The 26,085-nt window shown below is 60.9% G+C and carries 27 protein-coding genes and 3 pseudogenes; 8 read left to right on the top strand and 22 right to left on the bottom strand.

Going from position 1 to position 26,085, the window contains the following annotated elements; translation table 11 throughout:
* Positions 1-49: 49 nt before the first annotated feature.
* From XI06_RS17975 to XI06_RS17935, 9 genes and pseudogenes are all read right to left on the bottom strand, one after another.
* Positions 50-673 carry a response regulator transcription factor gene (locus XI06_RS17975; RefSeq protein WP_237864880.1) on the bottom strand — a complete coding sequence of 208 codons (624 nt, stop codon included), beginning with the start codon at positions 671-673 and terminating at the stop codon, positions 50-52.
* Between the two features lie 396 nt (positions 674-1,069).
* Positions 1,070-2,263, bottom strand: a complete 1,194-nt coding sequence (locus tag XI06_RS17970; protein ID WP_237873110.1) for a DUF1236 domain-containing protein — start codon at positions 2,261-2,263, stop codon at positions 1,070-1,072.
* A gap of 124 nt (positions 2,264-2,387) precedes the next feature.
* Positions 2,388-3,395, bottom strand: coding sequence for a L,D-transpeptidase family protein (locus XI06_RS17965; RefSeq protein ID WP_237873111.1), 1,008 nt, complete (start codon positions 3,393-3,395; stop codon positions 2,388-2,390).
* Positions 3,396-3,407: 12 nt separating this feature from the next.
* Positions 3,408-4,484, bottom strand: a complete 1,077-nt coding sequence (locus XI06_RS17960; RefSeq protein ID WP_128962288.1) for a glycosyltransferase family 4 protein — start codon at positions 4,482-4,484, stop codon at positions 3,408-3,410.
* A 136-nt stretch (positions 4,485-4,620) separates the two neighbouring features.
* Positions 4,621-4,827, bottom strand: coding sequence for a hypothetical protein (locus XI06_RS17955; protein WP_128962289.1), 207 nt, complete (start codon positions 4,825-4,827; stop codon positions 4,621-4,623).
* Between the two features lie 716 nt (positions 4,828-5,543).
* A pseudogene (locus tag XI06_RS17950) lies at positions 5,544-6,621 on the bottom strand (IS630 family transposase).
* Between the two features lie 147 nt (positions 6,622-6,768).
* Positions 6,769-7,041: a hypothetical protein gene (locus XI06_RS17945; RefSeq protein ID WP_128962290.1), complete on the bottom strand. Its 273-nt coding sequence runs from the start codon at positions 7,039-7,041 to the stop codon at positions 6,769-6,771.
* A 71-nt stretch (positions 7,042-7,112) separates the two neighbouring features.
* A complete protein-coding gene (locus XI06_RS17940; RefSeq protein WP_128962291.1) occupies positions 7,113-7,340 on the bottom strand; it encodes a hypothetical protein in 228 nt (75 codons plus the stop codon).
* Positions 7,341-7,425: 85 nt separating this feature from the next.
* Positions 7,426-7,839, bottom strand: coding sequence for a hypothetical protein (locus XI06_RS17935; RefSeq protein WP_237873170.1), 414 nt, complete (start codon positions 7,837-7,839; stop codon positions 7,426-7,428).
* 190 nt (positions 7,840-8,029) lie between these two features.
* Here XI06_RS17935 and XI06_RS17930 point away from each other — a divergent pair, with 190 nt between their 5' ends.
* Complete coding sequence (locus XI06_RS17930) at positions 8,030-8,257, top strand: hypothetical protein (RefSeq protein ID WP_128962293.1); 228 nt, start codon at positions 8,030-8,032, stop codon at positions 8,255-8,257.
* Positions 8,258-8,374: 117 nt separating this feature from the next.
* Here the strand turns inward: XI06_RS17930 and XI06_RS17925 are convergent, their stop codons facing one another.
* The 4 genes from XI06_RS17925 to XI06_RS17910 all read right to left on the bottom strand — a co-directional run bounded on the left by XI06_RS17925 (position 8,375) and on the right by XI06_RS17910 (position 12,833).
* Positions 8,375-8,716 carry a hypothetical protein gene (locus XI06_RS17925; protein ID WP_237873171.1) on the bottom strand — a complete coding sequence of 114 codons (342 nt, stop codon included), beginning with the start codon at positions 8,714-8,716 and terminating at the stop codon, positions 8,375-8,377.
* A gap of 322 nt (positions 8,717-9,038) precedes the next feature.
* The gene (locus XI06_RS43500) at positions 9,039-9,266 is read right to left on the bottom strand and encodes an NUDIX domain-containing protein (protein WP_312016861.1); all 228 of its coding nucleotides are present in this window, start codon (positions 9,264-9,266) and stop codon (positions 9,039-9,041) included.
* A gap of 113 nt (positions 9,267-9,379) precedes the next feature.
* A complete protein-coding gene (uvrA, locus tag XI06_RS17915; RefSeq protein ID WP_237891500.1) occupies positions 9,380-11,923 on the bottom strand; it encodes an excinuclease ABC subunit UvrA in 2,544 nt (847 codons plus the stop codon).
* A 154-nt stretch (positions 11,924-12,077) separates the two neighbouring features.
* Positions 12,078-12,833 carry a DUF72 domain-containing protein gene (locus tag XI06_RS17910; protein WP_237891501.1) on the bottom strand — a complete coding sequence of 252 codons (756 nt, stop codon included), beginning with the start codon at positions 12,831-12,833 and terminating at the stop codon, positions 12,078-12,080.
* A gap of 469 nt (positions 12,834-13,302) precedes the next feature.
* Between XI06_RS17910 and XI06_RS17905 the strand changes: the two genes are divergently transcribed.
* From XI06_RS17905 to XI06_RS17895, 3 genes are all read left to right on the top strand, one after another.
* Positions 13,303-13,542, top strand: coding sequence for a hypothetical protein (locus tag XI06_RS17905; protein WP_164935701.1), 240 nt, complete (start codon positions 13,303-13,305; stop codon positions 13,540-13,542).
* Positions 13,543-14,247: 705 nt separating this feature from the next.
* The gene (locus XI06_RS17900) at positions 14,248-14,469 is read left to right on the top strand and encodes a hypothetical protein (protein ID WP_164935702.1); all 222 of its coding nucleotides are present in this window, start codon (positions 14,248-14,250) and stop codon (positions 14,467-14,469) included.
* Positions 14,470-14,963: 494 nt separating this feature from the next.
* Entirely contained in the window at positions 14,964-15,641 is a 678-nt protein-coding gene (locus XI06_RS17895; protein WP_237891502.1) for an HAD family hydrolase, read from the top strand.
* A gap of 22 nt (positions 15,642-15,663) precedes the next feature.
* Here XI06_RS17895 and XI06_RS17890 read toward each other — a convergent pair whose 3' ends face one another.
* Together XI06_RS17890 and XI06_RS17885 are read right to left on the bottom strand one after the other, a co-directional pair.
* Positions 15,664-15,984, bottom strand: a complete 321-nt coding sequence (locus tag XI06_RS17890) for an SDR family NAD(P)-dependent oxidoreductase (RefSeq protein ID WP_271606011.1) — start codon at positions 15,982-15,984, stop codon at positions 15,664-15,666.
* A gap of 109 nt (positions 15,985-16,093) precedes the next feature.
* Positions 16,094-16,420, bottom strand: a pseudogene (locus XI06_RS17885) (SDR family NAD(P)-dependent oxidoreductase); the annotation flags it as partial.
* A gap of 137 nt (positions 16,421-16,557) precedes the next feature.
* Here XI06_RS17885 and XI06_RS17880 point away from each other — a divergent pair.
* Complete coding sequence (locus XI06_RS17880) at positions 16,558-17,118, top strand: type 1 glutamine amidotransferase domain-containing protein (RefSeq protein ID WP_028150865.1); 561 nt, start codon at positions 16,558-16,560, stop codon at positions 17,116-17,118.
* A 255-nt stretch (positions 17,119-17,373) separates the two neighbouring features.
* Here the strand turns inward: XI06_RS17880 and XI06_RS17875 are convergent, their stop codons facing one another.
* The 5 genes from XI06_RS17875 to XI06_RS17850 all read right to left on the bottom strand — a co-directional run bounded on the left by XI06_RS17875 (position 17,374) and on the right by XI06_RS17850 (position 20,799).
* On the bottom strand, positions 17,374-17,529 hold the full coding sequence (locus XI06_RS17875) for a hypothetical protein (protein ID WP_237891503.1): 156 nt from the start codon (positions 17,527-17,529) through the stop codon (positions 17,374-17,376).
* An 881-nt stretch (positions 17,530-18,410) separates the two neighbouring features.
* Positions 18,411-18,554, bottom strand: coding sequence for a hypothetical protein (locus tag XI06_RS17870; protein WP_237864895.1), 144 nt, complete (start codon positions 18,552-18,554; stop codon positions 18,411-18,413).
* A gap of 293 nt (positions 18,555-18,847) precedes the next feature.
* Complete coding sequence (locus tag XI06_RS17860) at positions 18,848-19,351, bottom strand: hypothetical protein (RefSeq protein WP_237891504.1); 504 nt, start codon at positions 19,349-19,351, stop codon at positions 18,848-18,850.
* A complete protein-coding gene (locus XI06_RS17855) occupies positions 19,351-19,983 on the bottom strand; it encodes a cysteine hydrolase family protein (RefSeq protein ID WP_237891505.1) in 633 nt (210 codons plus the stop codon). Before XI06_RS17855 ends, XI06_RS17860 begins: the two co-directional genes overlap by 1 nt.
* Before the next feature lie 294 nt (positions 19,984-20,277).
* Positions 20,278-20,799, bottom strand: a complete 522-nt coding sequence (locus XI06_RS17850; protein ID WP_237891506.1) for a hypothetical protein — start codon at positions 20,797-20,799, stop codon at positions 20,278-20,280.
* A gap of 274 nt (positions 20,800-21,073) precedes the next feature.
* On the opposite strand from XI06_RS17850, the gene XI06_RS17845 reads away from it, so the two are divergent.
* Complete coding sequence (locus XI06_RS17845; RefSeq protein ID WP_028150869.1) at positions 21,074-22,384, top strand: NRAMP family divalent metal transporter; 1,311 nt, start codon at positions 21,074-21,076, stop codon at positions 22,382-22,384.
* A gap of 6 nt (positions 22,385-22,390) precedes the next feature.
* Here the strand turns inward: XI06_RS17845 and XI06_RS17840 are convergent.
* Both XI06_RS17840 and XI06_RS17835 read right to left on the bottom strand, forming a co-directional pair.
* Positions 22,391-23,339 (bottom strand): IS630 family transposase gene (locus XI06_RS17840; RefSeq protein ID WP_271606012.1). Its coding sequence is split into 2 segments (ribosomal slippage): positions 22,391-23,002 and positions 23,004-23,339, totalling 948 coding nucleotides; the frame shifts between segments, so codons are not numbered across the junction.
* A gap of 90 nt (positions 23,340-23,429) precedes the next feature.
* Positions 23,430-24,794 carry a carbohydrate porin gene (locus XI06_RS17835; protein ID WP_237873172.1) on the bottom strand — a complete coding sequence of 455 codons (1,365 nt, stop codon included), beginning with the start codon at positions 24,792-24,794 and terminating at the stop codon, positions 23,430-23,432.
* Positions 24,795-25,015: 221 nt separating this feature from the next.
* On the opposite strand from XI06_RS17835, the pseudogene XI06_RS17830 reads away from it, so the two are divergent.
* Together XI06_RS17830 and XI06_RS17825 are read left to right on the top strand one after the other, a co-directional pair.
* Positions 25,016-25,215: pseudogene (locus tag XI06_RS17830) on the top strand (hypothetical protein).
* A 15-nt stretch (positions 25,216-25,230) separates the two neighbouring features.
* Positions 25,231-25,653, top strand: coding sequence for a hypothetical protein (locus tag XI06_RS17825; protein ID WP_028150871.1), 423 nt, complete (start codon positions 25,231-25,233; stop codon positions 25,651-25,653).
* The last annotated feature ends 432 nt before the right edge of the window (positions 25,654-26,085 follow it).

Below are 26,085 nucleotides of genomic sequence, written 5' to 3'. Positions count from 1 at the left end.
TAGAATTTCTAATGCGCTTATGGCCGAAAAACGGGCCCCAACCGTTTCTTCAGCGGTGCAAATCGATCTCGACTGCAATCCGGACGAGATCGGAGTGATTCTTTGCGCCGAGCTTCGACTTCAGCACGGAGGTCGTGTTGGCAACGGTTTTATATGAAATGCCGAGTTCGGACGCGACTTCTGAGATGCGGCCGCCGCGACCCAAAAGCCTCAGGATCTCGAGTTCGCGTGGGCTCATCTGTGTCAAGGGACTAGCCTTGACCGCCGCTCCCGCGAAGGTCGTCGTCTCTGCCAAACGCGGTGAGACGAAGCGCTCACCGGCTGCAACCTTCCGAATGGCCGTGGCCAAAAGCCGGGGATCATCGCTTTTTGAGACATATCCTTGAATGCCCATCTCAACAGCGCGCACCACAAACGCCGGATCTTCGCTCACGCTGAGCATGACTATTTTAGCGGCCGGATCATCCCTGCGGATTCGCCGGGCCAACTCGAAGCCAGTAACGTCTGGAAGCCTCGCGTCAACCACGGTGACATCGGGATGCTTCTGCAAGTACGTACGATGGCCGTCCTTTGCATCGGAAGCCTCCAGGATCTCAACGGAGGGGTCCGACTCAAACAAGGCTCGGCAGCCGATCACGACAACGGGATGGTCGTCGACGATCAGTACCCGCATGTCGATCTGGTCTGTATTAGCACGTTGTTACTTCCTCAACTGTGGAGAGGTCGCGAGCACTGTAATGTTCAAGTATCTGAACGGACTTCTCGCGAGCCGACCGAAGAAGCCGCAAATTGCAGAAGATCTGGACAGCTCGTTCCTTTCGGCCCAGCCCGCATCCGACGCGCTCGGCAATTGCATTCCGACCGGCGTCTCGCTTTCGAGCGGACCAGCTGGAAGGCTCTTCGGGACATCCCGGGACAGGAAAGTATCTAAGCGGCACATGAAGAGAGTTTGGCTGGTTGGATCGGCTCTGTCGCGAACTTTCGACGGAACGAAATCCTGTCCGACAGGAACCGCCGTTCAGATGGAGCGGCCGTCACCAAGGGACGGCCGCTTGAATGAGGATTGCCGTTACCGTGTCTGCGGCTCGAGCGTTACCGTGCAGTCGCTTTGCCCTTGGGTCGCGACCACGACATCGCCGGAGGGAGCTCCCAAAGCGATCGGCCCTGACGAACCGCCGCCTGGAAGCTGGACGGTCACGCTCAACGAATCGGAGCGGGCGCTGGAACCGACCGTCGAAGGCTCGACCTCGACGACGTTTCCTGATGCATCACGACGCATGATCTTGCAATTCACGTTGCCGCCGGCCACCGTCGTGCTTGCTCCGCTGGACTGCGATCCTCCGTTCATTTCGGCGCGCGCGCGTGAGGGGTCGCGAGGCACCTGGCTGACGATCCGATGCGTGCCGGGCTCTACGATGACGATGTCGTCGTCCGTGGTGAAGTATTCGTAGTCGCGATACTCCGGTTCGATCGACACGACTTCGGGCGGAAGCCGATTCAGGCGGACACGCTCGGGCACCGCCTCGCCGACCCGGATCGAGATGTTCAGATCGCGTTCCGGTGCGGCCAGCCTTTCACGACTGAACGTTTCCGACAAGCGCACCTGCTTTTCCGGCGTGGTCCGGGCCTGCCGATCGCCCTGCACTCCGTTTTCCCGAGTGGCTTGGTTGGTCTGAGCGCCGCCCGCTGGCGAAGTGTTTTGCGCATTGCCGGTCGAGGCGGGGCGGTTCGTATCCGTCGCAGTCGACGGGCGGCTTTGCTGTTCGGAGGGCTGCTTCTCCGCAGAATTCCGGGTCGGCCGGTTCCGCTCGCTCTGGTTCGCCGCGCCCGCCCGCTCCTTCTGCTGGCCGGCGGCTCCGCTCTTGGATTTCTCCGTCTCTGCTGCGGATTTCTGAGTCGGGGAGTTCTCCCTCGTCTCGGCGCTGGACTTGCTGTCTTCGCGACCCTGCTTCGCCCTCTCGGCGTCACGTTTCGGTTCACGCGACTCCCGAGAATCCCTGGCCTGTTCGCTGCCTTTGGGCAGATTGTGCTCCGCCGTGTCGGGACGGCCCTGCTCCTCGCGGCCCTGCGCGCGTTCGCCGCGCGACTGCGCGCTCGGCTGACGCTCTTGGGTCGATTCTTGGCCGCGTTGCACGGCACCCTTGGCGGGTTCTTCGGCGCGCCTCGGTTCTTCTTTTCGATCGCTCGACGACTGAGCGTAAGCGAGACCGGACGACAGCATGAGCCCGATGGCCGCGGTGGAGAGCAACAGATTTCTACGCATTCTCGACTCCTTCGACGTTCGAAAAACGACCGGGGCGAACGTTCCAAAAGTCGCGATGTTCCATTCGGGAAATTGTGGCAGTTGCCTCTTGATGTGAGGAAAGCTCCCATATCCCCGGCATAGCTCAAGGTCTCTGTTTTCGATCGGAACTCTCTAGGAAAGCGACCACTGTACCTTTCGCCACGCGTGCGGCGACCCGCTCCGCATCCCAGTTCGTCAAGCGGACGCATCCATGGGATTCCGCCTTCGAAACCTTGCCCGGCGTCGGTGTGCCGTGGATCCCGTATCCTTCGGCGGAAAGGTTGATCCACATCGTGCCCACCGGGTTGTTGGGACCTGGCCTGATGGTGAAAGGTTTTCGGGAGCGGACGCCTTTAAAATGATAGTCCGGATTGTACCGGTAGGTCGGGTTCTTATCGATCTCGGTCACCTTCAAGGTCCCGGTCGGCGAGGGCTTCTCTTCGCTTCCAACCGTTGCCGGGTAGAAGCCGATCAGCGCATTCGACCTGTCGAACAGCTTCACCGTCTGACGGCTTTTGTCGACTTCGACCCTGTCCGCTTTCGAGGACGCCTCGGCTTCTTCACCGCCGACATCTACGACGACAATGGTCTCTCCGACACGGTCGAAGCGACGTCCGGGATTGAGCGCCGACAGTAGTTCCTCGTTCATATGGAATTTCTCGGCCAATGCTTCTCGCGGGCTGGTGAAGCCGAGATTCGGCAGGTCCTTCATTTCCTCCATCTTTGAAGGGAGTTTTTTCAGAAACGGCCCGGCGATATCCTGCTGCGTGATGGTGTAATTTGCCGTGACCCGCCGATCATCGGGGTGGAGTGCGTTCCAGACGTCATCAGTCGGAATGTCCGAGCTTGACAGCTGGTGCGCTTCCGCGAAGGCCCTCAGCGCCTTCTTGGCGTTTTCGCCGAACCTTCCGTCGATCTCGCCTGGCGAAAATTTGGCCCGGTCGAGCAGCACCTGCAGGCGAACCCCCGCCGGCGTCGGCTTTGTGTTCGATAAGGTCTTGTTCGTCGGTTCGGCAGCATCGATGGCGGCGGACCCCATCTCGGCACTCCACGCCGGCCGGGCCACGACCATCAGCAGCACGGCAACCAGCTTGGCTTTTTTGAACCACATGGCCCTACCTTTTCATGGCTTTGATGAGTCCGGATCCTCGCGAAAACGGGCTTCCTTGGCGCTCGATGCGGCGATCAGATTGCGGTATGCGCGTTCATAATCTCGCGCCATTCGGCCTGCCGCGAACTGCGCTTCGAAGCGGGCGCGCACCGTGCGCCGGTCCAGACGGCCAAGGTCACCAACCGCCCTTACCGCTTGGTCTTCGTTTTCGACGATGAAACCCGTCACGCCGTCCTCGACGACTTCGGGCACGGACCCGGATCGGTAGGCGATCACGGGAGTTCCGCAGGCCATCGCCTCGATCATGACGAGACCGAAAGGCTCTGGCCAATCGATCGGAAACAGGAGGGCCGCGGCGTCGGCGAGGAACGGCTGCTTTTTGGCGTCGTTCACTTCTCCCACAAGTTGGACCGCGCGGCCGTCGATGTGCGGTTCGAGGCTCTTTTTGAAGTATCCGGTCTCGCCACGTGGGATCTTGGCGGCGATGCGCAGCGGGCGCCCGGTCGCCCGCGCGATCCGGATCGCATCCTCAGGGCCTTTCTCCTTGGTGAGGCGGCCGAGGAAGGCGAGATAGGATCCAGGGCTGAAAGACGGCTTGAACAGGTTGGACGGTAGGCCATGCCTAATGGTGGCAATCCAGTTCGCTTCTGGGAGCGGCACGCGTTGATTGTCCGATATCGAGACGAAACCGGCCCCGGGAAATTGTCTTACGACGTCGGCAAGGCCCGGAAGGTCCAACCGCCCATGCATCGTTGTCAGAAAGGGGACATCAAGACGGCTCAGCAGCGGAAGCGGCAGCCAATCGATGTGCGCGTGGATCACGTCGAAATCCTTTGCGTGCTTGGCGATGGCTTCCAGCAGCACCGCGCTAGCCGCGTTGGGATCGACGCCCTGACGCCCCAAGCGCAGAGCGTGCGGCCATACCGGATGGAGCCGGCCCTTCGTCCTGGAATCGCCGCTCGCAAAGAGTGTAACGTCGTGTCCGAGCTCGACCAGTTCGTCCACCAACCAAGCCACGACCCGCTCGGTGCCTCCGTAGAGCTTGGGAGGAACGCTCTCGGCAAGGGGGGCCAGCTGAGCTATGCGCATGAATGCCCCTAAACCGGAAAAAACGATCGGAGCAGCAGCACGACGGCAATCGATAATAGTTCGGAGATTGCTAGGAGCGTCCACTCCGGTCGGGCGGTGCCCTCGGCAATTCGCTTGGCGAAGGTCTCCATGAGCCTCAACATTCGTCTGGGAGACGGTCGAGGTACGCAAGGCCGAACCCGGTGAGTTCGTCGACCTCGTTTACGCGCGCCTCGCACCTTCCTTGAAGATGACGTTCCATCAAACAGCGACGGCTGTCAGCAGCATCGATGTCGCGATGTTTCGCTCTATAGAGGGACCACACGGTATCCACGGCTTTTTTCAGCGGGATGTCGTCGACCATCTTCCGGCTCCGTCAAACACTGGTCGACGGCAACTCCTGCCACGGCCAAGGTTTCCACTTTTTCCCGGAAAACTAATGGGCGAGACGAGATTGCGTAGAAGCCAGGTTCAATGATGGAAGTCGCCCTCGTCGCCGAAGCTTAATCCCATCATGCCGAGGACGCGCGGCTCAGAAGCTGCGATCGCTCCAGTTGAGGGGACGTCTCTTGAAGAAGAATGCTAAGAATGCGTCCTGGACCGCTCAAAGATTGGCTGCCGTTACCAGGAAACTCCAATCGAGTTCGACATTCTCCCTCCGAAGCCCTTCTTGACGCATAGGACGACGATCGTGCAGGTATTGATCTCGATGATCATCGAGTGGTCATATGGGGCTGCTGATCCCTGTTTGCTGCGGACGCTTCCGTCCCGATTCGGAAGCGTCCGCAGCAAATACCGGCTATCTTGGCTTTTTGCAGGAAGCATTCCGACGTGACCGTGATCGACACTGGTCTTCCGATCGATCCGGACCCGAACTGGCGCAGCGGCGCGGGAGAGCGCTTCATCTCCTCTCGCCTTTGGGAGCAGACCGTTGCTTCTCTGACATCTGTTGGAGCGAGGTCGCCGGATCGCGGAAGTCACCTCAGAACTCGGCGTTTCCTACAAGACGGCGGCCAATTCGACGTCCATGCTCAAAACCAAACTCGGCGCTAGTTTCCTGAACCAAAAGTTCGTGGCATTTTAGACCTTCGCGGGCGAGTTGTAAGCGCAGAAGCGTTCGATTGAGCGGAGAATGTCGTCGGCTGATTTGGTCCAACGGAACGGCCGTGGGTCTGCGTTGTGAAGTTCGATGAAGGACGTAATCTCGGCCCGTAGCGCCGCTACGCTGCGATAGATGCCGCGCCTGATCTTGCGCTCTGTGATGAGGGCAAAGAAGCGTTCGACCTGATTGGGCCAGGACGCACTTGTAGGCGTCAGATGCACGTGCCAGCGCGCCTCTTTGCCAGCCAGTTGCGGATTAGCAGCGTCTTGTGGGTTGCGTAATTATCCATGACGAGATGGACGTCCAGATCGCCCGGAACAACGGCTTCGAATCGAGAAATTTGCGGAACTCTTTGGCGTGATGGCGTCCATAGCACTTGCCGATGACCCGCCCTGTTGCAATGTCGAGCGCGGCAAACAACGAGGTGACGCCGTGCCGCTTGTAGTCGTGACTGTGTCGCGCCGCCTGATTAGGTCGCATCGGGAACATGGGTTGGCTGCGGTCCAGCGCCTAGATCTGCGACTTCTCGTCGGCGCACAGCACGATAGCAGGCTCGGGCGGAGCCACGTAGAGGCCGACGACGTCACGCACCTTGGCGACGAAGTCGCGGTCGGTTGAGAGTTTGAAGGTCTCCAACCGATGCGGCTGCAGGCCAAAGGCACGCCATATCCGCTGGACTGTTGAGACTGATAGCCCACTGGCCCGCGCCATACCCCGCGAACTCCAGTGGGTAGCGTCAGGCGACTTCGTCTTAAGGGTGCGGACAATTACCGCTTCGATCCGGGCATCCTCGATCGTGCGCGGCGTTCCCGATCGCGGCTCGTCCCAAAGACCTTCAGGCCGATGCTCGGCGAAGCGCCAGCGCCACTTGCCGACCGTGTCCTGATCGATACCCAGGCGGGCCGCAACTACCTTGCTCTGCTCGCCTTCAGCGCAGGCCAAGATGATCCGAGCCCGCTGCGCCAAGCCTTGGGCCGTGCTTCGGCGCGCGGCTAACGACCTCAACTCTGTGAGTTCAACCTCATCCAGTTCCAGCGGAGCAAAGCGTCGACCCATAACCAATCCTCCCCAAAAGGGGAGAGTCCGCCATCTTCGAGTCGATTTGGAGTCCGCTGAACTTCAGATTCAAGACACTAGAAACCATTCGGATCGCCGTGGAGATCGACCTTTACGGCGCGTGAAGAGCGGGCGGACTTCTTCCTGCTACCATTGGATTTCCTTGAATTGCAGTCCACGCTGCAGTAATGCGGCCCGCAGCACCTGCGCTCTCGTCTTGGCCGCCTCTCCGACCAGGCGATACCTGCCGCCCATCGCTCTATCGGCCTCCACCTGATGGCGTATGCTTTCGTACAGACGTAGTATGCTCTGGTCGCTCAGATGCTCGAAGTTCGCTGACGAAGTGGCCGCGGGTGGATTTTGCGCGCCGGTTGATCGAATATCTGACAGTACCTGTTTGAGCGGTTTCTTCTGATCCATGTTGCTTCGCTTCTCTCCAAGCGCCCGTGGCAGAGGCGCACGCGCTGCGGCGCCTCTGTCACGGTGGTTCGTCAACGATAGCGATGCGGGTTGCCGCGGCCCCTGAACCAGCCGTAATGATGCCCGCGTCCGCCATGCCAGCCATGGTGCCCAAGGCCGTGTCCGCCCCCGCGGACTTGGATCACCGTTTCGCCCTGCGGGGCAGATGATGGCGCCATTCCCAACCTTGCCGACGCTGGCCCCGCAAGCGTCACCATCGCACTCAGCACGACAGCCGCAGTCACTCCGATTGCTTTCATATTTCTCTCCTAAAGTTCGTTCCGCCTATCCCGATCACAACGACCTCGTTGCGGGGGGCTCGCCCGCCTTCCACGTTCGTTTCATTCACCATGCGCCAAACAATCCGCGATCTTCTGCAACCAGTCTACGCTCGGGCTCCTTCCGGACTCGGCGTTGGGGGTGGACCGCGTGACGCTGCGGCACTCCTTTTGCCGCCGATATTCGCGACGGTCCGGCCGGCGAAGAGACCTCGTCCGTGGCCATCGCCACCGACCGCCTAAGATTGTCGTCGCGGGGATCCTTCACGAGTGGCGCGGCTGCCACGACGACGGGCGGATGCGCAGTGTTGAACACGATCTTTTCGGGGAGATGCTGCGCCGAGCGGATCCGGATGATGGAGCGGTCGACGTCGATCGGCGCGACGGTCTCGGACGACGGCGGAAGATAGCGATCGGCGACGGAAAGCAGCGCCAGTAGGACGCTCCCGGTGAACAAAAAATATCTAAGCAGAGGCATCATCACCCGCAATCGGCCGCAGCATTAGCGGCTGCGGAATCAACGGGAATTTTCGGCAGTTGTTCCCTCCGAAATGATGGCGCTTTCCTGCTAACTCACTGCTGCTCGCCTGTATGGTCATCGGGAATAAGCGGAACCTCCGGCCCACCATGCCGTTGGCGATGACTACTAAGAGACCATTGGAGGAGAAATCATGAAGAAGCTGATCCTGTGCGGCGCTCTCGCCGCCTTCGCCTTCGCCACCCAGGCCGCCAGCGCCGCCGAATTCTACGTTGTGCGCGATGCATCGACCAAGAAGTGCACTGTCGTGGACACCAAGCCCACGACCACCACCACGACCGTGGTAGGCGACGGCGTTTACAAGACCAAGACCGAAGCGGAGTCAGCCGTGAAGACCACTAAGGTCTGCACCGAGCAGTAATTCCTGAACTCACGTGTGACTTTCGCTCGGACGGCCTGCCCGATGATTGGACAGGCCGTTTGTCTTTTGGGGGTGGAACGCCGCCCGCGCCGCTGAAGCAATCGGGGAGTCTTTCAATTAGGAGGTCTTGGCGCGGGCCCGTTCTCGAGCGGCTTGGCGTCGCTGTTGGCGGTTGGGCCGCCCGAGCCGTACCGAGGCAGCAAGTCGGGGAGCGCCCTCTATTGGTTGCTCGATTACACCAGATTCGCCACGCGTCGCCGAATCGGACGGCCGTGCTTCCTTGATAGCAAGGATCGCGCGCCCCTTCTCGCTGACGCGCCAGCCGCCGTTCAAGCGCTCGATCAATCCTTGCGAGAAGATGTCCAGGTCGGGGACGCGAGCCGCCATGCGCTTGGTCCATTCGATCCAGTCCCTGCCGCTGGTCGCAAGGATCGCCATATCCCGCTTGAGATCGGCCATTGCCGCGAAACCGTCGGGATAGCTCACCGGGGACCCGCTTGCGCCAGGATGATCGCGATGGTCTTGAAGCCCTCGGCGTCGCCAGTCGAACGGACTGCAATGGACACTATAGTTAGTAGAGCGCCATGACGCTGCGGCGAGCCTATCAATGAGCTCAGCCTGGCCGGACAGAATCCTCGACCTCGCAGTTTCCAGATCGGGCCATTCAGCGCAATCCATCTCCGGAAAGGACTGGCGCCGACCGCTCCTGAGCGGCCACTCGATCTCGAGGTGTTGCTCGATAGCGTTGTCGCATCGAAGTCTACCTCACCGTAAAAGGCGATTACGCGCTTGCCCCGCGCTGCTGGACCCCTCCCAGACCTTCTAGCGAGCCGATCGTGGTTGCGGGGCCGAGCTCTTCGGCAAATTCGCGATGGGCCCTCTCTTCGGCCGAACCGTCGATCTCTCCTTTCGGTATCGACCAAGCGCCCTCGTCCATGTTGCGCCAGAATGGACCGCCAGGGTGAACCAGCAGCACCTCGAAGCCGCGCGGTCCACGGCGATAGCCCAATATACCGCGCTCACATTGGCTCTTGCGGGAGTTCGCTGGACACGCCCACGCTTTCTCTTCCACCAAATGAAGCCGCAGGCAGGTAATACCTCTAAGCCCGAACCCACACCCTTTCAAGCTCGATCGAGCGAGCCGCCGATGCAATCAGCGAGATACCGCGCCGTTCGACTTCGAGAGTCGGCTGCAACCTGCTCCGGCGTACCTACCGCAACAATCTTGCCGCCCTCGTCGCCGGCCCCCGGGCCGATGTCGATGATCCAGTCACTGGCCGCGGCGACAGACATGTCGTGTTCGACGACGACGACGGTGTTTCCAGCCTCAACGAGCCCGCCAAGTTGCTTCATCAGCTTCGCCACGTCCGACGGATGCAGCCCTGTCGTCGGCTCGTCCAGAACATAGATCGTACCCCCTCGCTGAGCCCGCTGTAGTTCGGTGGCAAGCTTGACACGCTGCGCCTCCCCTCCCGACAGCTCCGTGGCAGACTGGCCAAGCCGGATATAGCCCAAGCCGACTTCGCTGAGGACACCCAGCGATCGCCGCAACGACTCGTCGGCGGAGAAGAACTCAAACGCTCCGTCGACGGTCATTCTAAGCACGTCGGCGATCGAATTGCCGCGAATCTTGATCTCCAGCGTCTTGGCGTTGTAGCGAGCGCCCTTGCAGGTCGGGCAAGGCGCATAAACGCTGGGAAGGAAGAGCAACTCGACACAGACGAAGCCCTCACCTTGGCAGGTTTCGCATCGCCCTTTCGCGACGTTGAACGAAAACCTGCCGGCATCGTAGTGCCTGACGCGCGCCTGCTTCGTGGATGCAAAGAGCTTGCGGACGTGGTCCAGCAGGCCTGTGTAGGTTGCAAGGTTCGACCGGGGCGTGCGCCCGATCGGCTTCTGGTCGACAACGACGAGACGCTTGATCTGGTCGAACCCTTCGGTGATCTCCCCACCCAGGGTCTCAATCGGGGCTTCGAGACCGTCATCATCGTCGATGACGTCCACGCGCTGGCCCAGGCCGTCGCTGATCGTGTCCACCAGGAACTGGCTTATGAGACTGGATTTTCCCGATCCTGATATTCCAGTGACGCATGTGAACACGCCAAGGGGAATGTCCACGTCGACGCTATCAAGATTGTTACGGGCCACTCCCCGCAATTTCAACCAATTGGCTGCTGAACGCGTTTTTCTGATGCGCTTCTCGGCCTCACCAAACAAATATAATCGCGTTCGCGACGCCTTCACGTCGGCGAGGCCCAACAGCGGTCCGCTGTACAGGATCTGGCCGCCGTGCTCTCCGGCGCCCGGCCCGACGTCGACAATCCAGTCCGCTCGCCTGACAACGTCAAGCTCGTGTTCGACGACGAACAGCGAATTGCCGGCAGCCTTGAGACGGTCCAACGCGCGCAGCAGCGCCTCGGTATCCGCCGGATGCAGACCAGCCGAAGGCTCGTCCAGTACGTACACGACACCGAACAGATTTGATCGAACCTGCGTCGCCAGGCGCAGCCTTTGCAGTTCGCCCGAAGACAGCGTCGGTGTGCTACGTTCCGACGTCAGATAGCCGAGCCCGAGATCGAGCAATACGTCAAGGCGCGCGAGCATGTCCTCGAGGATCCGCCGGACCACCAAAACCTTTTCGGGATGGTCGCCGGAGGCGGCGCCCCCACTGAGCGCATGCGATCGCAGAAGTTCGTTAAAGCCTTTGAGCGGCAACCGCGAGATGTCAGCAATGTCCATCCCGGCGAAGGTGACCGACAGAGCCTCCGGCTTCAACCGCTTACCCCCGCAGACAGGGCAGTACGCGCTCGAAAGAAACCGCGATACCCGTCGCTTCATCATTGCGCTCTGCGTCGTGGCGAAGGTCTGCAGGACATATTTTCGGGCTCCCGTGAAGGTGCCTTGGTAGCTCGGCTCCTCCTTGCGCTTCAGAGCCCGCTTCGTCTCGGCTGCTGTGTATCCGGCGTAGACCGGCACGGTCGGCTGTTCATCAGTGAACAAGATCCAGTCACGATCCCGCTTCGGAAGCTCGCGCCATGGCCGGTCCACGTCGTAGCCAAGGGTCACCAGGATGTCCCGGAGGTTCTGGCCCTGCCAGGCCGTCGGCCATGCGGCCACGGCCCGTTCCCGGATGGTGAGGGAGTCGTCGGGCACAAGCGTGCGTTCGCTGACCTCATGGACCCGGCCGATGCCATGGCAGGTGGGACAGGCACCCTCGGGCGTGTTCGGCGAGAACGACTCCGCATAAAGCAAGGGCTGCTTGCGCGGATAGTCGCCGGCACGAGAATAGAGCATACGCAGCAGATTGGACAACGTGGTCACGCTGCCGACGGACGACCTCGTGGTCGGCGAGCCGCGCTGCTGCTGCAATGCCACCGCGGGTGGTAACCCCTCTACTGAATCCACCTCGGGCACTGCCATCTGGTGAAAAAGCCGCCGGGCATACGGCGAGACTGACTCGAGGTAGCGACGCTGGGCCTCTGCATACAGCGTCCCGAAAGCCAAGGACGACTTTCCGGATCCGGAGACGCCGGTAAACACCACGAGCGCATTGCGAGGAATCTCGACCGAGACGTCCTTGAGATTATGCTCTCGAGCTCCGCGAACGCGAACAAAGCCGCCATCTGCGATGTCTCGTCCGATTACGGAGCTGACCAGCTTGTTCATGCGACCTCCCTAGGCGCTCGCGAAAGCCGCGGCAGCTCCGACATGGGAAAGTCCCTACGAAACAGCCCGTTCCTTGCCCGTCGGTTGATTCATTTGGCTCTTTGGTCATTCCGGAACGGGTTGCGTGGTCCCGAGCTCTGAAACATCGCCACAGCTACGATAGCTCCAGAGCATTTCCCAATGCGGCCCCAGCCGCCGTATTGTCGAAGATGCACCACGTCTCGGCTCCCCGAAGGCGAGCGCTTTCGAGACGCCGCCCCAGTGAGAAAAGGGCCTGGCGGTCGTAGTCGGAATAGTACATGCGGGGGGACCCGTGCCAACGGAAATAGGCCAGACCGCGCCAACCACCTGGCTCTCCGGAGCCCGGCACCCTAGCGGGATCCGCTGCCACCCGCGCGACGCGTCGTTCAATCAATCTGCTTTCGACTTCCTCAGTGAACCAAGTGGCATTCCGCGGCTCGACCGCGACCATGGCATCGCTGCATCCGTTGACCAAGTCGAAGAAGCTGTCGAATGTCTTCGCGTCGAATGCGAGCTTCGGCGGCAGCTGAATGAGCCACGTCCCGAGTTTCGATCCCAAGCCCGCATTTTCAGCCGCAAAGATTTTCAGGATTTCATCGCAGCCGACCAGGCCCCGATCGTGGGTGATTTCTTCCGGGAGCTTCACAGAGAACTTGAAGTCTTCAGGCACCGAACTCGCCCAGCGCTCGTATGTCCTTGGTTTGTGCCTTCTTCGGAAAGAGGAATTGATCTCGACGGCGTTTAGACGTCGCGCATAGCGTTCGAGATGACTTCCTGGTGCTGGAAGTCCGCCGGCATAGCGTTTGTCGATGCTCCACCCGGCCGTACCGATCCGCAGCGCGGGCCCTGCTTTGGCCCGACCTCGCCGACCACTCGCTAAGGCACTCATGATGAGCGCCGCGACATGATGCCTCTCATCGTCGATAGCCCGAGCAGCCTACGATAGGCGACAAGGTTCTCCATGTCTGGCAGACTATTCCTGAGCTAATCGTACCTGTCGAAGATGCCCCGTCCCTGAGACGCGTGCTCGGCAAGCCTTTCCCACTCCTCAGCGAGCCGAAGCCAGGCGTTCTTGTCCGCTTCGCTTCCGGCCCGTGCCGCCAGGTGGCGACATTCCTCCGCCTTGCTTGTGAATCGGTCGGCATTCGATGATGACACCACGTTTCCCTCCGTCCGATAATGGAGAGCGGCACGTGTCGTTCCTGATGACAGCCCACGTGCCTGGATCGTTGCTCGGAGCTCGCGCCCAAGAATACCGTCCCGGAGTGCCAGGTCTGACTTAGGAACAACCGTTTTGCCGTATGCTTGGTTAGGGACATATGGCCAATCGGCTCAACATCTGGGCCCGGAGTTCTAAAATGCTTTTCTGGTATCCCGCCCTGACGCTGATGATGGACGCCATGCAGGTCATCGACATGCGCCTGAAGCTTATCGCGGCCGGGAAAGGCACATCTGAAGAGATGTTCCTGATGGTGAACGAAAAGGTCAACGCGATGGCGGAAGCCCGCAACATTCTCATTCAAGGCGGGCATTCGGGTCACGTGATTGACAACTATCGCAAGATCGTGGCGGCCAATGTCGTGCGGCTATCTGCCTAGGCTAGGCACGTTAAGCGATCGGCGTCGCGGAGCGCTCAAAATTCCTCAACAACGATGACAGCCGACGCTCGCGGCAGCGGGCCAGTCCAGTCTCTTGCCTCGACCGCCGCACGTTCCGTCAACGTCCGAGAGCCGCAATCGACAGTTCTTATTCGCGGTCGATTGCTCGCACCCCCTCCACTTGCGAGGGCCGGGCAACAGGCAGTGGAAGCGACCGTAAGGAAACCAAGCGCCGGGGATAACGCAAGTCGGCCAGGAACCGGTGGGTCCCAAGACGCTTGCTTTGTTAGACGTAGGAGGACGGCATGGACGCCAGCGAAACCGCAGCGATGACGAAAGCGTCCGCGCTGACGGCCTTCGTGTTGGGACTGTGGTTCGCCCGTCGGCGTTGAGATGACGTTGCGACCGGTGGGTTAAGGTTCCCTTTTTCTCGGGAGCACGCACGGGGCCGCTTCGACTCGGAGAGGATTGCAGCGCCACCGTCCAAGCCCCAGACTCTGTGCCGGCCTTTTGCCGCGCGCGCGTTTCCGAGTCCGCCGTCCTGAGGAAAACCGGATTTCGGGATTCAGGAATTTCCCCAGCGAGGCACGAATGGGAGGTTCCGGGGCTGCGAACCGTGCAATCAGCGACCACCGGCTGCCCGAGCGGAACGACGATCCCCCATGCGACTTGATTCTCCGAACGTCGCCAAATCGGAGAACGATCATGAGAACAATCTTGGTCATCACCTGCCTGTCCGTGCTCGCGCTGGCTTCACCGGCGGAAGCCAAAGGATGTATCAAGGGCGCCATCGTTGGCGGCGTCGCTGGCCACATGGCGGGCCATGGCAAACTTGGCGCTGCGGCGGGATGCGCGGTCGGACATCACGAAGCCAATAAGCAAAACCCGAATAATTCGAACGCCCAGGCTCCATCGGGGCAGAAGTAGCGCGGGGCACCTCTGGGCCGCGCCATGAAGATCAGATCGCACTCCGAGAGCCACCTCGTCGAGCTTGAGGATGGCTCGCGCTGGCGAATTTCCCCGGCGATCTCGATCTGGCGCTGAACTCGAAGCCCGAGACGGAAATCGTCGTCATGCCGGCCAACGATGATCTGAGTTCTCAGCTGGTCGGCGGAGACGCAAAGGTCCGCGTGATCGCGGGGGCGAAAGCTGGCCGGTGCGTGAGGTCAAGTTGGCGTTGAAGGAAGGGTAGGACCGGGCTCCGCCAATTCAGCGGAACGAGATCCGGAGCGATCGAGACGCGAGGCCGTCGTCGGATCCGAATGCGGAATCCGCCGCGCGTCGAGCCGTCGACGATGCCAAGCGCGCGCTGGGCGACCGTGGACCTTATGTTGGAACGACGGCGCTCCAGACCTCAACCGGCGCATGGGTGAAGAACACACGCTACGCCGAGTGGTACGTGTCGCTCGATAGTTTTAGTCATGGAGGATCTCGAATTGCCTAAAGCAGCCATTTTCGATCTTGACGGCACGCTTCTGGACTCGGTCGATCTCCACGCGCTCGCTTGGCAAGAAGCGATGGTCAAGTTCGGTCACGACGTCACCTTCGAGCAAGTGCGCAGCCAGATCGGGAAAGGCGGCGATAAGCTGATTCCCGTTTTTCTGTCCGAGCAGCAGCAGAATGAACACGGCAGAGATCTGGAGGAGTGGCGCGGCAATTGGTTCAAGTCGACTTATCTGCCCCTTGTCCGTCCCTTCTCGGCTGTTCCGAAACTCCTGCAGCGCGTCCGCGAGACCGGTCTCCGCATCGCCGTGGCTTCCTCGGCGAAGAAGGATGAACTGAAGAAGTACCTCCACATCGCGGCCATCTCAGGTTTGGTAGACGTCGCGACGTCCTCAGAAGACGTCGACGAATCCAAACCAGCCCCGGACATCTTTGAGGTCGTGCTAAAGAAGCTAGACATCGTAGGAGCCGAAGCGGTCGCGATTGGCGACACGCCGTACGATGCCATCGCGGCCCGCAAGGCCGGAATCCCGACGATCGGCGTCCTCTGCGGCGGATTTACCGAACATTCGCTGCGGGAGGCCGGGTGCGTCGAAGTGTACCCAGGACCGAGCACCCTCTACGCACGCTTCGACGACACGGCGCTCGCAAAGTAGAACGGTGGACGACGCTCGACGGCTATTCCTGAGGCGGTTGTCCATTGGAGGCGGATACGCCCCCGTCGACCGCGACGTTGGCACTGGTCATGAAGCTCGCGTCGTCGCTTGCCAGGAACACGATGACCGCGGCGACTTCCTGCGGTTCGCAGACGCCACCCAACGAGATCCGCTCGGCGAACTTTGCCAGCAGCTTCTTGTCGTCCATCATATCTTCCGTCATGCCGGTTCCCGTCAGGCTGGGACAGACCGCGTTCACGCGGATGCCCTTCTTGCCGAGGTCCAGGGCGAGGGCACGCGTCAGATTGACCACGACGCCCTTCGCCGCGTTGTATGGGCTCATGCCCAATCGCCGCCGATCCCAGAGACCGACGCCGTGTTGACGAGCGCGCCCCTGGTCTTTTCGAGGTGCGCAGCGACGCGCGGCAGCCATAAAACACGCCATCGATGTCGGTCGACATGACCTTCCGCCATTTCTCGTCAGTGATTGAAGCGGGATCTTCACGGACGCCGGCGTTGTTCACGATGACGTCTAGCCGTCCGAAGGGGCGGACGACGGCCGCGACCATTCCATCGACGGCACGCGAATCCGACACGTCGGCCGTCTGAACCGTGACCTGGTCGGCAGGCAGGCTCTGGCCACCTTTTCGAGTGAGGCTTCCTCGCGGTCGACCAGCGCCTTTCGCGCCCTCCGTAACGAAGCGGCGCGCTGTCGCCTCTCCGATGCCGGAAGCCCCTTCAGTGACTGCAACGACCTTGCCGTGGAACCTGTCGGCCATGCGAAACTCTCCTGCTGCTTTCAATTCTACCGTCGCCGCGACGGTCGGGTCATAATTCCCGCCCGATCCAGCTTTTCAGGAACGATGCTCGAGACGATCGATTGTTGGAGGAAACCCCGAAATGAAGGATTGGACCCATGGATCTGACCGGCAAAAAGATCGCCATTCTCGCCACGAACGGTTTCGAGCAGGCCGAGTTGGAAGTGCCGCAAGAGCGCCTGAAGCAAGCTGGCGCGACGGTCGATGTGGTGTCGCTCGCCGCCGGCGAGATCAAGGGCTGGGACCAGAAGGATTGGGGTCGGCCCGTGAAGGTCGACAAGACGCTCGACGAGGCGTCGGCCGCCGACTACGACGCGATCGTATTGCCTGGCGGGCAGATCAATCCGGATCTCCTGCGCGTCGAGCCCAAGGCGCTGAAGTTCATCAAGGATATCTTTGATGCCAAGAAGGTCGTGGCGGCCGTCTGCCACGCCCCATGGCTTCTCATTGAGACCGGAATCGCAAGAGGTCGCAAAATGACGTCCTTTAGGTCGATTAAGACAGACGTCGCGAATGCCGGTGCGAAGTGGGAAGATGCAGAGGTCGTCGTTGACCAGGGCATCATCACCTCGCGCAACCCGGGCGATCTCGAGGCCTTCTGCGCCAAGATCGTGGAAGAGGTCAAGGAAGGTCGGCACACCCAGCGCAGCGGGGCATGAGACGAGCGCCCAACTATCGGACGAGGCGGGCTCGGAAGCACGCGTCGCAATCCTCGAATCCGGCGAGGCAACATTCACGACACTCGCGAAATTCGCCCACGACGCTAGAATCCCGGCGGCATCGCTTACGGCCATCGGCCCCTTGAAGGGGCTGCGCTCGGAAGCTCAATCCAGCAAGTAGCACGTCCTTGGGATGCAGCCACCCTACCGCCGACGGAAAATCTGGCCACGCTCCGCCGCGAGCGCGAGTTCCGCCTATTCGCGGGCAAGCTTTGCCCAGCCCTCGCGATCGACAGCGTTGAGGCTTCGAGATGCCTCTTCGCGGCAGGCCGCCGCCTCTTTGTAGAATTGCTGAGCGGACGATGTCATCTGCGTATAATGTGAGAAATCACCAGGTAGGTCGATCTTCATAGGTGCCTCGCGCGATTTAGCGCCCGAATGGGGCTGAATGTCGCGATCAGAAAGCGAACCACGCCAATACCGCAATGATGGGGACGATCGCGATGCCGAAAATAATCAACGGCGAAGGTTCATTGCCTGTACGGTCACTCATCGTAGGCTCCTTAAAAGACAAGCCCCGCAGCGGCGGCGCCACGGGGCTCTCAGTACCGACATCTCAGGGGGCGGAGATGCCAGCACCTCAAGGAACCAACGGCTGGGTGCCAGCCTCGTTCCTATCGGGGGTCAGTGCGGCTTTTGCGGCTGATCGCTCTGCGGCCTTACTGCCATATTGCTGTCCGGCATTCTGTCTCGCCCCTGATCGCCGTTGTCATCCTTCCCGCCGGACGTGGACGTGCCGCTACCGCTGCGCGAGCCTGGTGACATGCCAGTCGTGCTGCGCGGATCCGCGTTCGGCGCTGTCGAGCTGGCCGCGGGATCACCGGTCACCGCTCCTCGTCCGCTCGGAGCGCCGCCTGATTGCGCCGAGGCACCGGCAGTCGAAAGGACGATCAGGCCTGCTGTTATCAACGGGACTATTTTCACGGCGAACCTCCAGAGTTGTTGCGCTCAACCGGCGCCTGTGTCGTCCGTTCCTATCGTCGCGCCTTCTTCTTTTCGCGGCCTTCTTCTCGACCCGCACGCCCTTGTATTTTTTTGGCAGCCTTCTTGCCCTTCGCGGGCTTCTTGACGCCTATGAACTCGCCGGAAGCCTTGTTGCGCTTGCTCGCGCTGCTCCTCGATGCCCTCGCGGGCCAACTCTCGAAAGTCGTTCAGCCCCTCGGGCTCCTTTTGAGCAAGAGGCTTTTGGGTAGATCCTTTTCTCTTATGTCTGCCCCTTTCGGAGCGCCTGCTCATTCATCAGCGAGACGATTGAGGTGCTCCCATAGACGATTGAATACTTCACGTTTTGCTTCATCCATAGCCGAGTCGCGGATCAGCGCCGCCTCGGCAGCATCCTTGCGAAGCTTTTCAATGGAGGCTTGATAATCCTTCACGTTATTTCGGCGGCTGCAAGCCAGGCGAATTGATCCAGATCGCAGCGCGGGCCGTGGTGTCAGCCTGTCCCGCCTTGCGAAGCAGCTCGTCTTTCTCTGCGCCAGGCGGGAGAGACGACGCCTTTTCTCGCGCATCCTTGGCGAACGACGCGAGCCGATCTTTGAGCGATCTTGTTTGCTTGAAACGACGCCGACTTGCCATGGCGCGCTCCTATCCTTCGAGGAAGGCGGGAGCGCTACCGGCGTTCTCATCACAGATAAAAGCCACGGACCGGGCTGTGATAGAACACAGACTACCATAGTCCAGAAACGGTTTCGCTATCGAAGATTAAATTCGCAGGGCGAGAGAATCGGCTCAAATTACTCAAAATGTGCACTTCACGACGTTTTCGATCCGAGCATTCCATCGCAGCCATCCTGATACGGCTGCGATGTCCGCAGTCAAAATGCGAAGAACTCCACCGGAGCATGGAGCGTCTTGATGTCATTGGTGATCCCATGGCGTTCCTCTTGATTGGATCCTCCTGCGAGAGCTCTCGTTCGAGCCGCTCGCGGAGGGACCGCCAGAATTCCGGTGCGAGCTTCGCGGCCATGACCTCGACGACCGCGATATCGTCGCGCTCGGTCGTGTCGCCGCTGCGCCACAGGCCCTTTGCAGGGGCCCGGATGTAGCTGGTAGCCCCGCCGAACTCGTCGGTCAGCTTCTGCAGGAATTTGTCGAACCATTCCTTGGAAACCGGCTCGCCCTTGCCGGTCTCCTTCGGCACGAGGATCTGCACGACGTAGGAACGGTTCATCAGAGGGACCTAGCCCGGCCGTCGGCCGGCCAGTTGGCGAGAAGCGTTTCGGTCGTGACGCACTCCACCTGCTGGCCGAACCGGTTCATGTAGATCTTCATCATGGAATCATGCGTCTCGTCGGCGGAGCTGCAAAGCGCATCGACGACGAGGATCACGCGGAAGCCCCAGTCGACCGCGCCCAATACGGTTGCGAGGACGCAAACGTCGGTTTCGCCGCCTGTGACGATGACGGTTTCGACGCCGGCTTCGCGAAGTTGCGCATGCAGGCCGCTCCCTGTCCAAGGCGAGTAGACGTACTTGTCGAAAGTGCGCGCGGGCGGGACGAAGCGGGCGAGCTCCTGCACCAGATCGACCATTTCCGGCCCGAGCCGGTCGATAGTCATCGAACTCCAGCGTTCGTAGTAGCGCCGCCACATGCCGGCGCCCTGGCCTGGGCTTTGCGCCGGGATGAAGCGCGTGAAGATTGTCCGCTCGGGATGGGCGGAGGTGATCGCGACGACGTTCGGCAGGACGCGCGGCAGCCACGGCATCGTCCAATCCGTACCTCCCGCGAACATCCGCTGCATGTCGACGCAGAGATGGACTGCGTTCCGGGGAGCGCCGCAGTGGAGTTCGTCACCCTTCGTCATGGACCTGTCCTCAAAAGCCAGCTCCAACGGAGGTGTAGCGGCTTGGTTCCTCCGGCTTGCCACGGGGCTATAGCGAAGGAAGCGTTTTTGACATCCATCAGGCAGGATGACTCTGCCACTTGTCCGCCCGCTCGCACCACGTCCATGACGCCGCATCTGAATGCAGGGTCCGTTTTTATCGGCACACGACCTGCCTTTTTAGGCCGGTCCTGAAGCGATCCATGAGCACGCAGGGCGTCCGCAGGCCCGTCAGCTCGACGACCGCGTACGATGCGTGTGCCGAGCGGCATCTTTTCAAGGTCCGGGTGGCATCGCCGTCGACGGCGTTCCCCTTTCATCAGCGTAATATGGTCTGCACCGGCTTGCTGAAGCCGCGTCCGCCCCCTTCATGGTCAATTGGACGAGCAGCACCTCGGGCACCGTGATTCCCGCGTCTCGGATCCAGTCGTAGGCACGTTCTGGATGTTCCATGAGGATGGGCTGGGCCAGATCGAGGCAGACCCCGCAGGGGCTGAAATTCCGCGGAGTCGTCGCGCCGTCGAAGGTCGCCAGTTCGCCCGCGAGCGCGTACCAGCGGAACTGGCCGACTTCCGGCTCGAAGATGCTGATGCCGGCGGAGTGAGCCCCGCAGATTTCCATGCCGAGTTTGACCAGCCGGGGCAGCACCTCATCCGGATGGTCGGACATCACCTCAGCAAGGTTCTGAATGGCAAGTTTTTCGCGCAGGAAGTCAGGCGCGGCAGTCTGGCGGTCGGCGAGCTGCTCCGTGATGAAGACGGCGGCGATCGGATCGGGAAGCCGGACCTGCGATCGCATGACACACCCCCGGATTTGTCGATAGCACATCGTGACACTATCAGGCCGCCCTTACCAGCAAGTCCGCAAGCAGATCTCGCCGCTCCCGGCTAAGGAACGTCGGGGGTTCCAGCCCGTTATCAGGCGCCGTTCGGAACCTACCCTACCCGGAGCGACGCGGACACTAGCAGCCTTCGATCCTCCCTCCTTGGCCGAGCGCCCGGGCGGGCGAGCACTTTGATGACTTAGTTCTGCGCATGAGAGACTGTCCCAGAATGTTTGGAGAACCATTCGAATGGATGCGGCGATCGAACCGAAGGTTCAGAGGCGAAAGACGTTCCGCGTCCGCAACTTTCTCTCGACGCTGGGACCAGGCCTCATCACCGGCGCGTCCGACGATGATCCGTCCGGGATAGGCACCTACAGCCAGGCCGGCGCGCAGCTTGGGTTCGGCATCGGTTGGACCATGCTGCTCTCTTACCCCCTCATGGCTGCGATCCAGGAGATCTCCGGACGGATAGGGCGAGTGACCGGCCACGGCATCGCGGGGAATGTATGCCGGAACTTCGGCGCAGCTTGGGTCTGGAGTCTGGTGGGACTGCTTTTCGTCGCCAATACGATCAACATCGCCGCCGATCTCGGCGCGATGGCGGACGCGCTGAAGCTTTTGATCGGAGGTCCCGGCATCGCCTACGTGGTGCTGTTCGGCACTCTGTCGGTCCTCGCCCAAATCTTCTTCAATTACGACCGGTACGTGTCCGTGCTGAAGTGGTTGACGCTTAGCTTGTTCGCGTACGTGATCGCTCTCGCCGTCGTAAAGGTGCCTTGGGAGGAGGCGCTGAAGGGCGTCCTAATCCCCCGCGTAAGCTGGGACGCTGCGTTTTTGACGACGCTCGTCGCCATTCTCGGCACGACGATATCGCCTTATCTCTTCGTCTGGCAGTCGTCGCAAGAAGCCGAGGAGCAGCGAATCGACGCCGACAAGAAGCCTTTAAAGAAGGATTCGTCTGACGCACCGGAAGAATTCCGGCGTATCCGGCTGGACACGATGATCGGCATGGCCTTCTCAAACCTCATCGCGCTTTCCATCATCGTGACGACCGCGGCGACGCTTCACGCCCAAGGCAAGACCGACATCGAAAGTTCGGCGCAAGCGGCGGAAGCCTTGAAGCCGATCGCAGGTCCTTTCGCCGAGCTCATCTTCGCGCTCGGCATCGTCGGGACCGGACTGTTGGCGATCCCTGTCCTGGCCGGCTCAACCGCATACGCCATTGGCGAAGGGCGTCGCTGGAAGGTCGGTCTGTCCCGTAAGCCGAAGGAGGCCATCGCGTTCTACTCCGTGCTGGCACTTTCGGGGTTCTGCGGTATCGGGCTCAACTTCACCCCGATTGATCCGATCAAAGCCCTCTATTGGAGCGCTGTGGTCAACGGAGTGCTGGCCGCGCCTGTGATGGTCCTTCTGATGGTGCTCGTCCGGCGACCGAAGGTCATGGGCAAGCTTGTCGTCACCGGGCCCTTGTACTGGTTGGGCTGGGCGGCGACCGCCGCGATGGCTCTCTGCATCGTTGGCATGGTCGCCACGATGTTCATGGGCTCGTCGTCTTAGAGCGTTTCACATTTTGATTGAAGCATAACCGGCGCTGGCGAAGTAGTTGGCGCATTCGCGAGGCTGGATGTCCTGGACGAGGTGACCGATGTGGCGCCAAGTGTCCTCGATGGTGCGCTTCTGAGCTTGCCGCATCCAATGTTTGATCTTGGAGAAAGCCTGTTCAATCGGGTTAAGGTCGGGCGAGTATGGCGGCAGGTACCAGAGCCTGGCGCCGGCCGCCTTGATCATCTGCCTGACGGCTTTCGACTTGTGGCTTCCGAGATTGTCGAGAATGACGATGTCGCCTTGGCGCAGGGTCGGCAGGAGGATGTGCTTGACGTAACCGCGGAAGCATTCACCGTTGATTGGGCCGTCGAAGACGCAGGGTGCCGTGAGTTTGTCATGGCGGAGCGCGCCGAGGAATGTGAGGGTACGCCAGTGACCGTGCGGAGCGAAGCCGCGCAGGCGAGCCCCTTTGGGTCCCCAGCCTCGCAAAGGGGCCATGTTGGTCTTGATCCAGGTCTCATCGATGAAGACGAGCCGGCCCGGATCGAGCCCGGCCTGCCAGGATCGCCAACGCAAGCGCCTACGAGAGACGTCGGCGCGAGCCTGTTCGAGGGCGAACAGTGTTTTTTTTGAACCGCAGCCCTTCCCGGCGCAGGAACAGCCAGACCGCATTGTGTGAGACCTTGACCCCGCGGGCTGCCAATTCCGCCTTCAGACCATGCAGCGTCAGGTGCGGCGTCTGAGTGATCCGCTCGACGATGAAGGCGCGGTGCGGATCAAGCACAGGCTTACGGTGGCCACCCATCTTGCCGGGCGCTACCGAGCCGGTCGTTCGATAACGCTGTGACCACTTCACAACTGACGAGACCGCAACACCAAACCGTTCCGCCACAGATCGGCAGCTCTCACCTTTGGAAACGGCGGATACCGCGCGCTTACGTAAATCGTTGGAAATTGGTCGGACCATCGGATGCTGGCCTCCAGCCCAGCCAGCATCTTGAATCATATTCGCCCCAGCTCCGGAATCCCTTCCGATTCAATAAATCTGTGAACCGCTCTAGAACTTGAGTGTGGTCCTGAGGCCGAACACCGAAGCGTTCTTGAGAATCTTCCCCGCCAGCGGGCCGACGGGTAATGTTGCTCCACCGCCGGGGTGGACGATGTATTGAAAGTTCGGCTGTACCGTCCAGCCATCCCTGATCTGATACTGATAGACGGCCGTCAGCAATCCTTCGAAGCTTCGGATCGGCCAGCTTGGATTGACCAACGTCCGGTAGTCGGCGTCGAGCGCCTGCGCCCGTTTTGAGACATGCGCACAACCCGCGGCGATCCCGAATTTGTCGTAGGGCCGGTCGTCGCGAAGGCCGATGAACTCGAGGCCGGCATCGGCGTAGAGATCGATCAGGTTGCGATCGGCGGGCGCGCCAGCGGCCCTTGCGAAGAGACCGATCCCACGATCGTCGCTGTGAGGCACCCGGTAGATCTGTTGCTCGAACACTGCCCAGCCACCGATATCTCCTGCCAGCAATAGAGGCTCCGCGCTAGTGCCGGGAGCGGCGAACGAGACGCCATTAGACGCGAGCTGTTGATCGGCGAAAGAGCCGAAATGGCGCCAGCCGCCCAACTTGACCTGGCCGGTCAGGTTCGGGTCGCCCTTCTTGTTGTTCCAGGCGTACTGGATTTGACCTAGAAGCAACGGCGGATCGTTGACGCGAAAATTCACGCCGTAGCGATTGCGCTGCTGCGGGTCGCCTGAGCCGGGTCCGGCTTGGTCGCCGTCGAAGATCCCGCCCAGAAGCGAAAGTTGGTCAGTCACGTTGACCAGCAGCCTTGCGCCCATAGCCGCCAAAGGTGGCGACGGTCCGCCGCTGGGAAGATCGAGCGAGGTGATCGCGGGCCAACCCATCGAGGCGTTGGTGAACACGTCAGTATATTTGGTGTTGAAGAATTCGCTGTCGGCGGCAAGCTGGCCGACTTTCAACGAGACTTTCTTTGCGCCCCATTGCTTCTCGAAATAGGCTTCGTAAAGTCGCGTCGACGGCAAGGCCTCGATGCCGCTGACGACGAAGAAGTTCTGAAGATTACTGCGCGATAGACCGTCGCCATGGATCTGGAACATGTTGGCGTGAAAAGTGAGCTTGTCGACGCCGACGAGCTTCTGCAGGTCGACATCCACCGCGAGGTTGAGGCGACCTTCGTAGATAGCGCCCTGTTTCAGGCCGCCGGTAGCGTTACCAAACGCCTCGCCTATGTAAGTGGCCGCGAACTTCACGCCGTACTTCTGCAGCGGATTGGGCAGAATGCCGAGCGTCTTTTCCTCCACGGTGCTCTCACCCGTGTCCGGATCGGCCGGCTTGTCGTCGTCGGTCTTCTTGTCCTCCTGGGCCGCGGCGCCAGCTGCCAGGAGCATGACTACCGACATCGAAAGAACGACCTGCCTATAGACTCGGTGAGGTCTCGACACGCGACTTCCTGATCTCGAAGATAGCCTTACGAATTGCCCGATATTGCAAGGTAAGTCCACCGTCGAGCCAATTTCCAAAAGGTCGGTCAGACCAACTGGCCTATCGCAATCGTTAACATTTTTGAATCGCGGCACGCGAAATGTTGGCTATGATGGGGTCTTCCCTTCTGGGGGCATTCATGTTCGATCCGACAACTACTGCGCTATGCGCGCGGTCTTAAACGAAGTTTGCGAGAGCGTTTCGCACCGCGAGATCGGAGCGCGTACCCATGTTGCCTCAAAGATACTGGAGGCTGCTACCAAAGGTGAGGTATCGCTGGAAGAACTCAGGCAGGTAGGCCGTGATGCCCTTTCGCGCGCACCCACGATGTCGCGCTGATCGGTCGAGGCGGGCGTGAATTTCCAGGTCACGGTGCTGAAGATCCTGGTGAGCTATTCGGACGGCTTCGCCCTCATGGAAGACCTCAAGCGCGACATGGCCATCCTGGCGACCAGTGGCCGCGAATGGGCGGATCGAACCAAGCGCCTCGCCGCCCGGGTTCCGGATCTCGACATCTTTTCACAAGGGCTGGTCGAACGCATCAGCGGCGGATGGCAGATCACGGCCAATGGGAGGGCAGTGCTCGAGTTCATGGAGGCTCGCCCCGCCGCGCCCGAACCGATTCAGGCGCCTTTCGTCGAGGAGGCTACGGCTCCGATAGTCACTCCAAACCAGCTTCCTCCCCTGCCTCAGCCTACTGACCGTGCCAAGCGGCGGCGCGAACGCCGCGAACGTCGTCGCGAGGCGCGCGAACGGGCGAGGGCGAACGCCTCCTGAGGTGATATCGAGGTCAAAAAAGAAACCGCCGGCTGGGCGCGGCGGCTTGGTTAGTCCCGGACTGTCGATTGTCTCCCCAGCCCTAAGCGTACCGCCGTTACCTTGTTTCCGGCCATGCCCGCCCGACTACCGAACGCGTTTCGATTCGGAGATGGGGTTGCCGGGTTGTGCACCAGGCTCTTACAAAGTCGATAAGGCGCGAAACGATGTGGACGTGAGCCGAATCCGCGCGGTATCGCCACCCGCAACCGCTCCGCCGGCCCGGAAGCGGTCGATGAGGACGCAGGGCGTCCGGAGGCCGGTCAGTTCTACGATCGCCGTGACGAGTCGATCGCGGTCGCTGTCCTTGGCGGCCTAGAGCACGCGATCGGCCGCCGCCACGAGGGAGCTGCAGTCCATCGCACCTTGGAGGGCATGTTGGTCGCGCCGAGG

Origin of the sequence: Bradyrhizobium sp. CCBAU 11434 (assembly GCF_028128895.1) — a bacterium.
GTDB lineage: Bacteria > Pseudomonadota > Alphaproteobacteria > Rhizobiales > Xanthobacteraceae > Bradyrhizobium > Bradyrhizobium zhengyangense.
The sequence above is the reverse complement of the archived record's forward strand: the minus strand, read 5'-3'. Positions and strand labels throughout refer to the sequence as shown.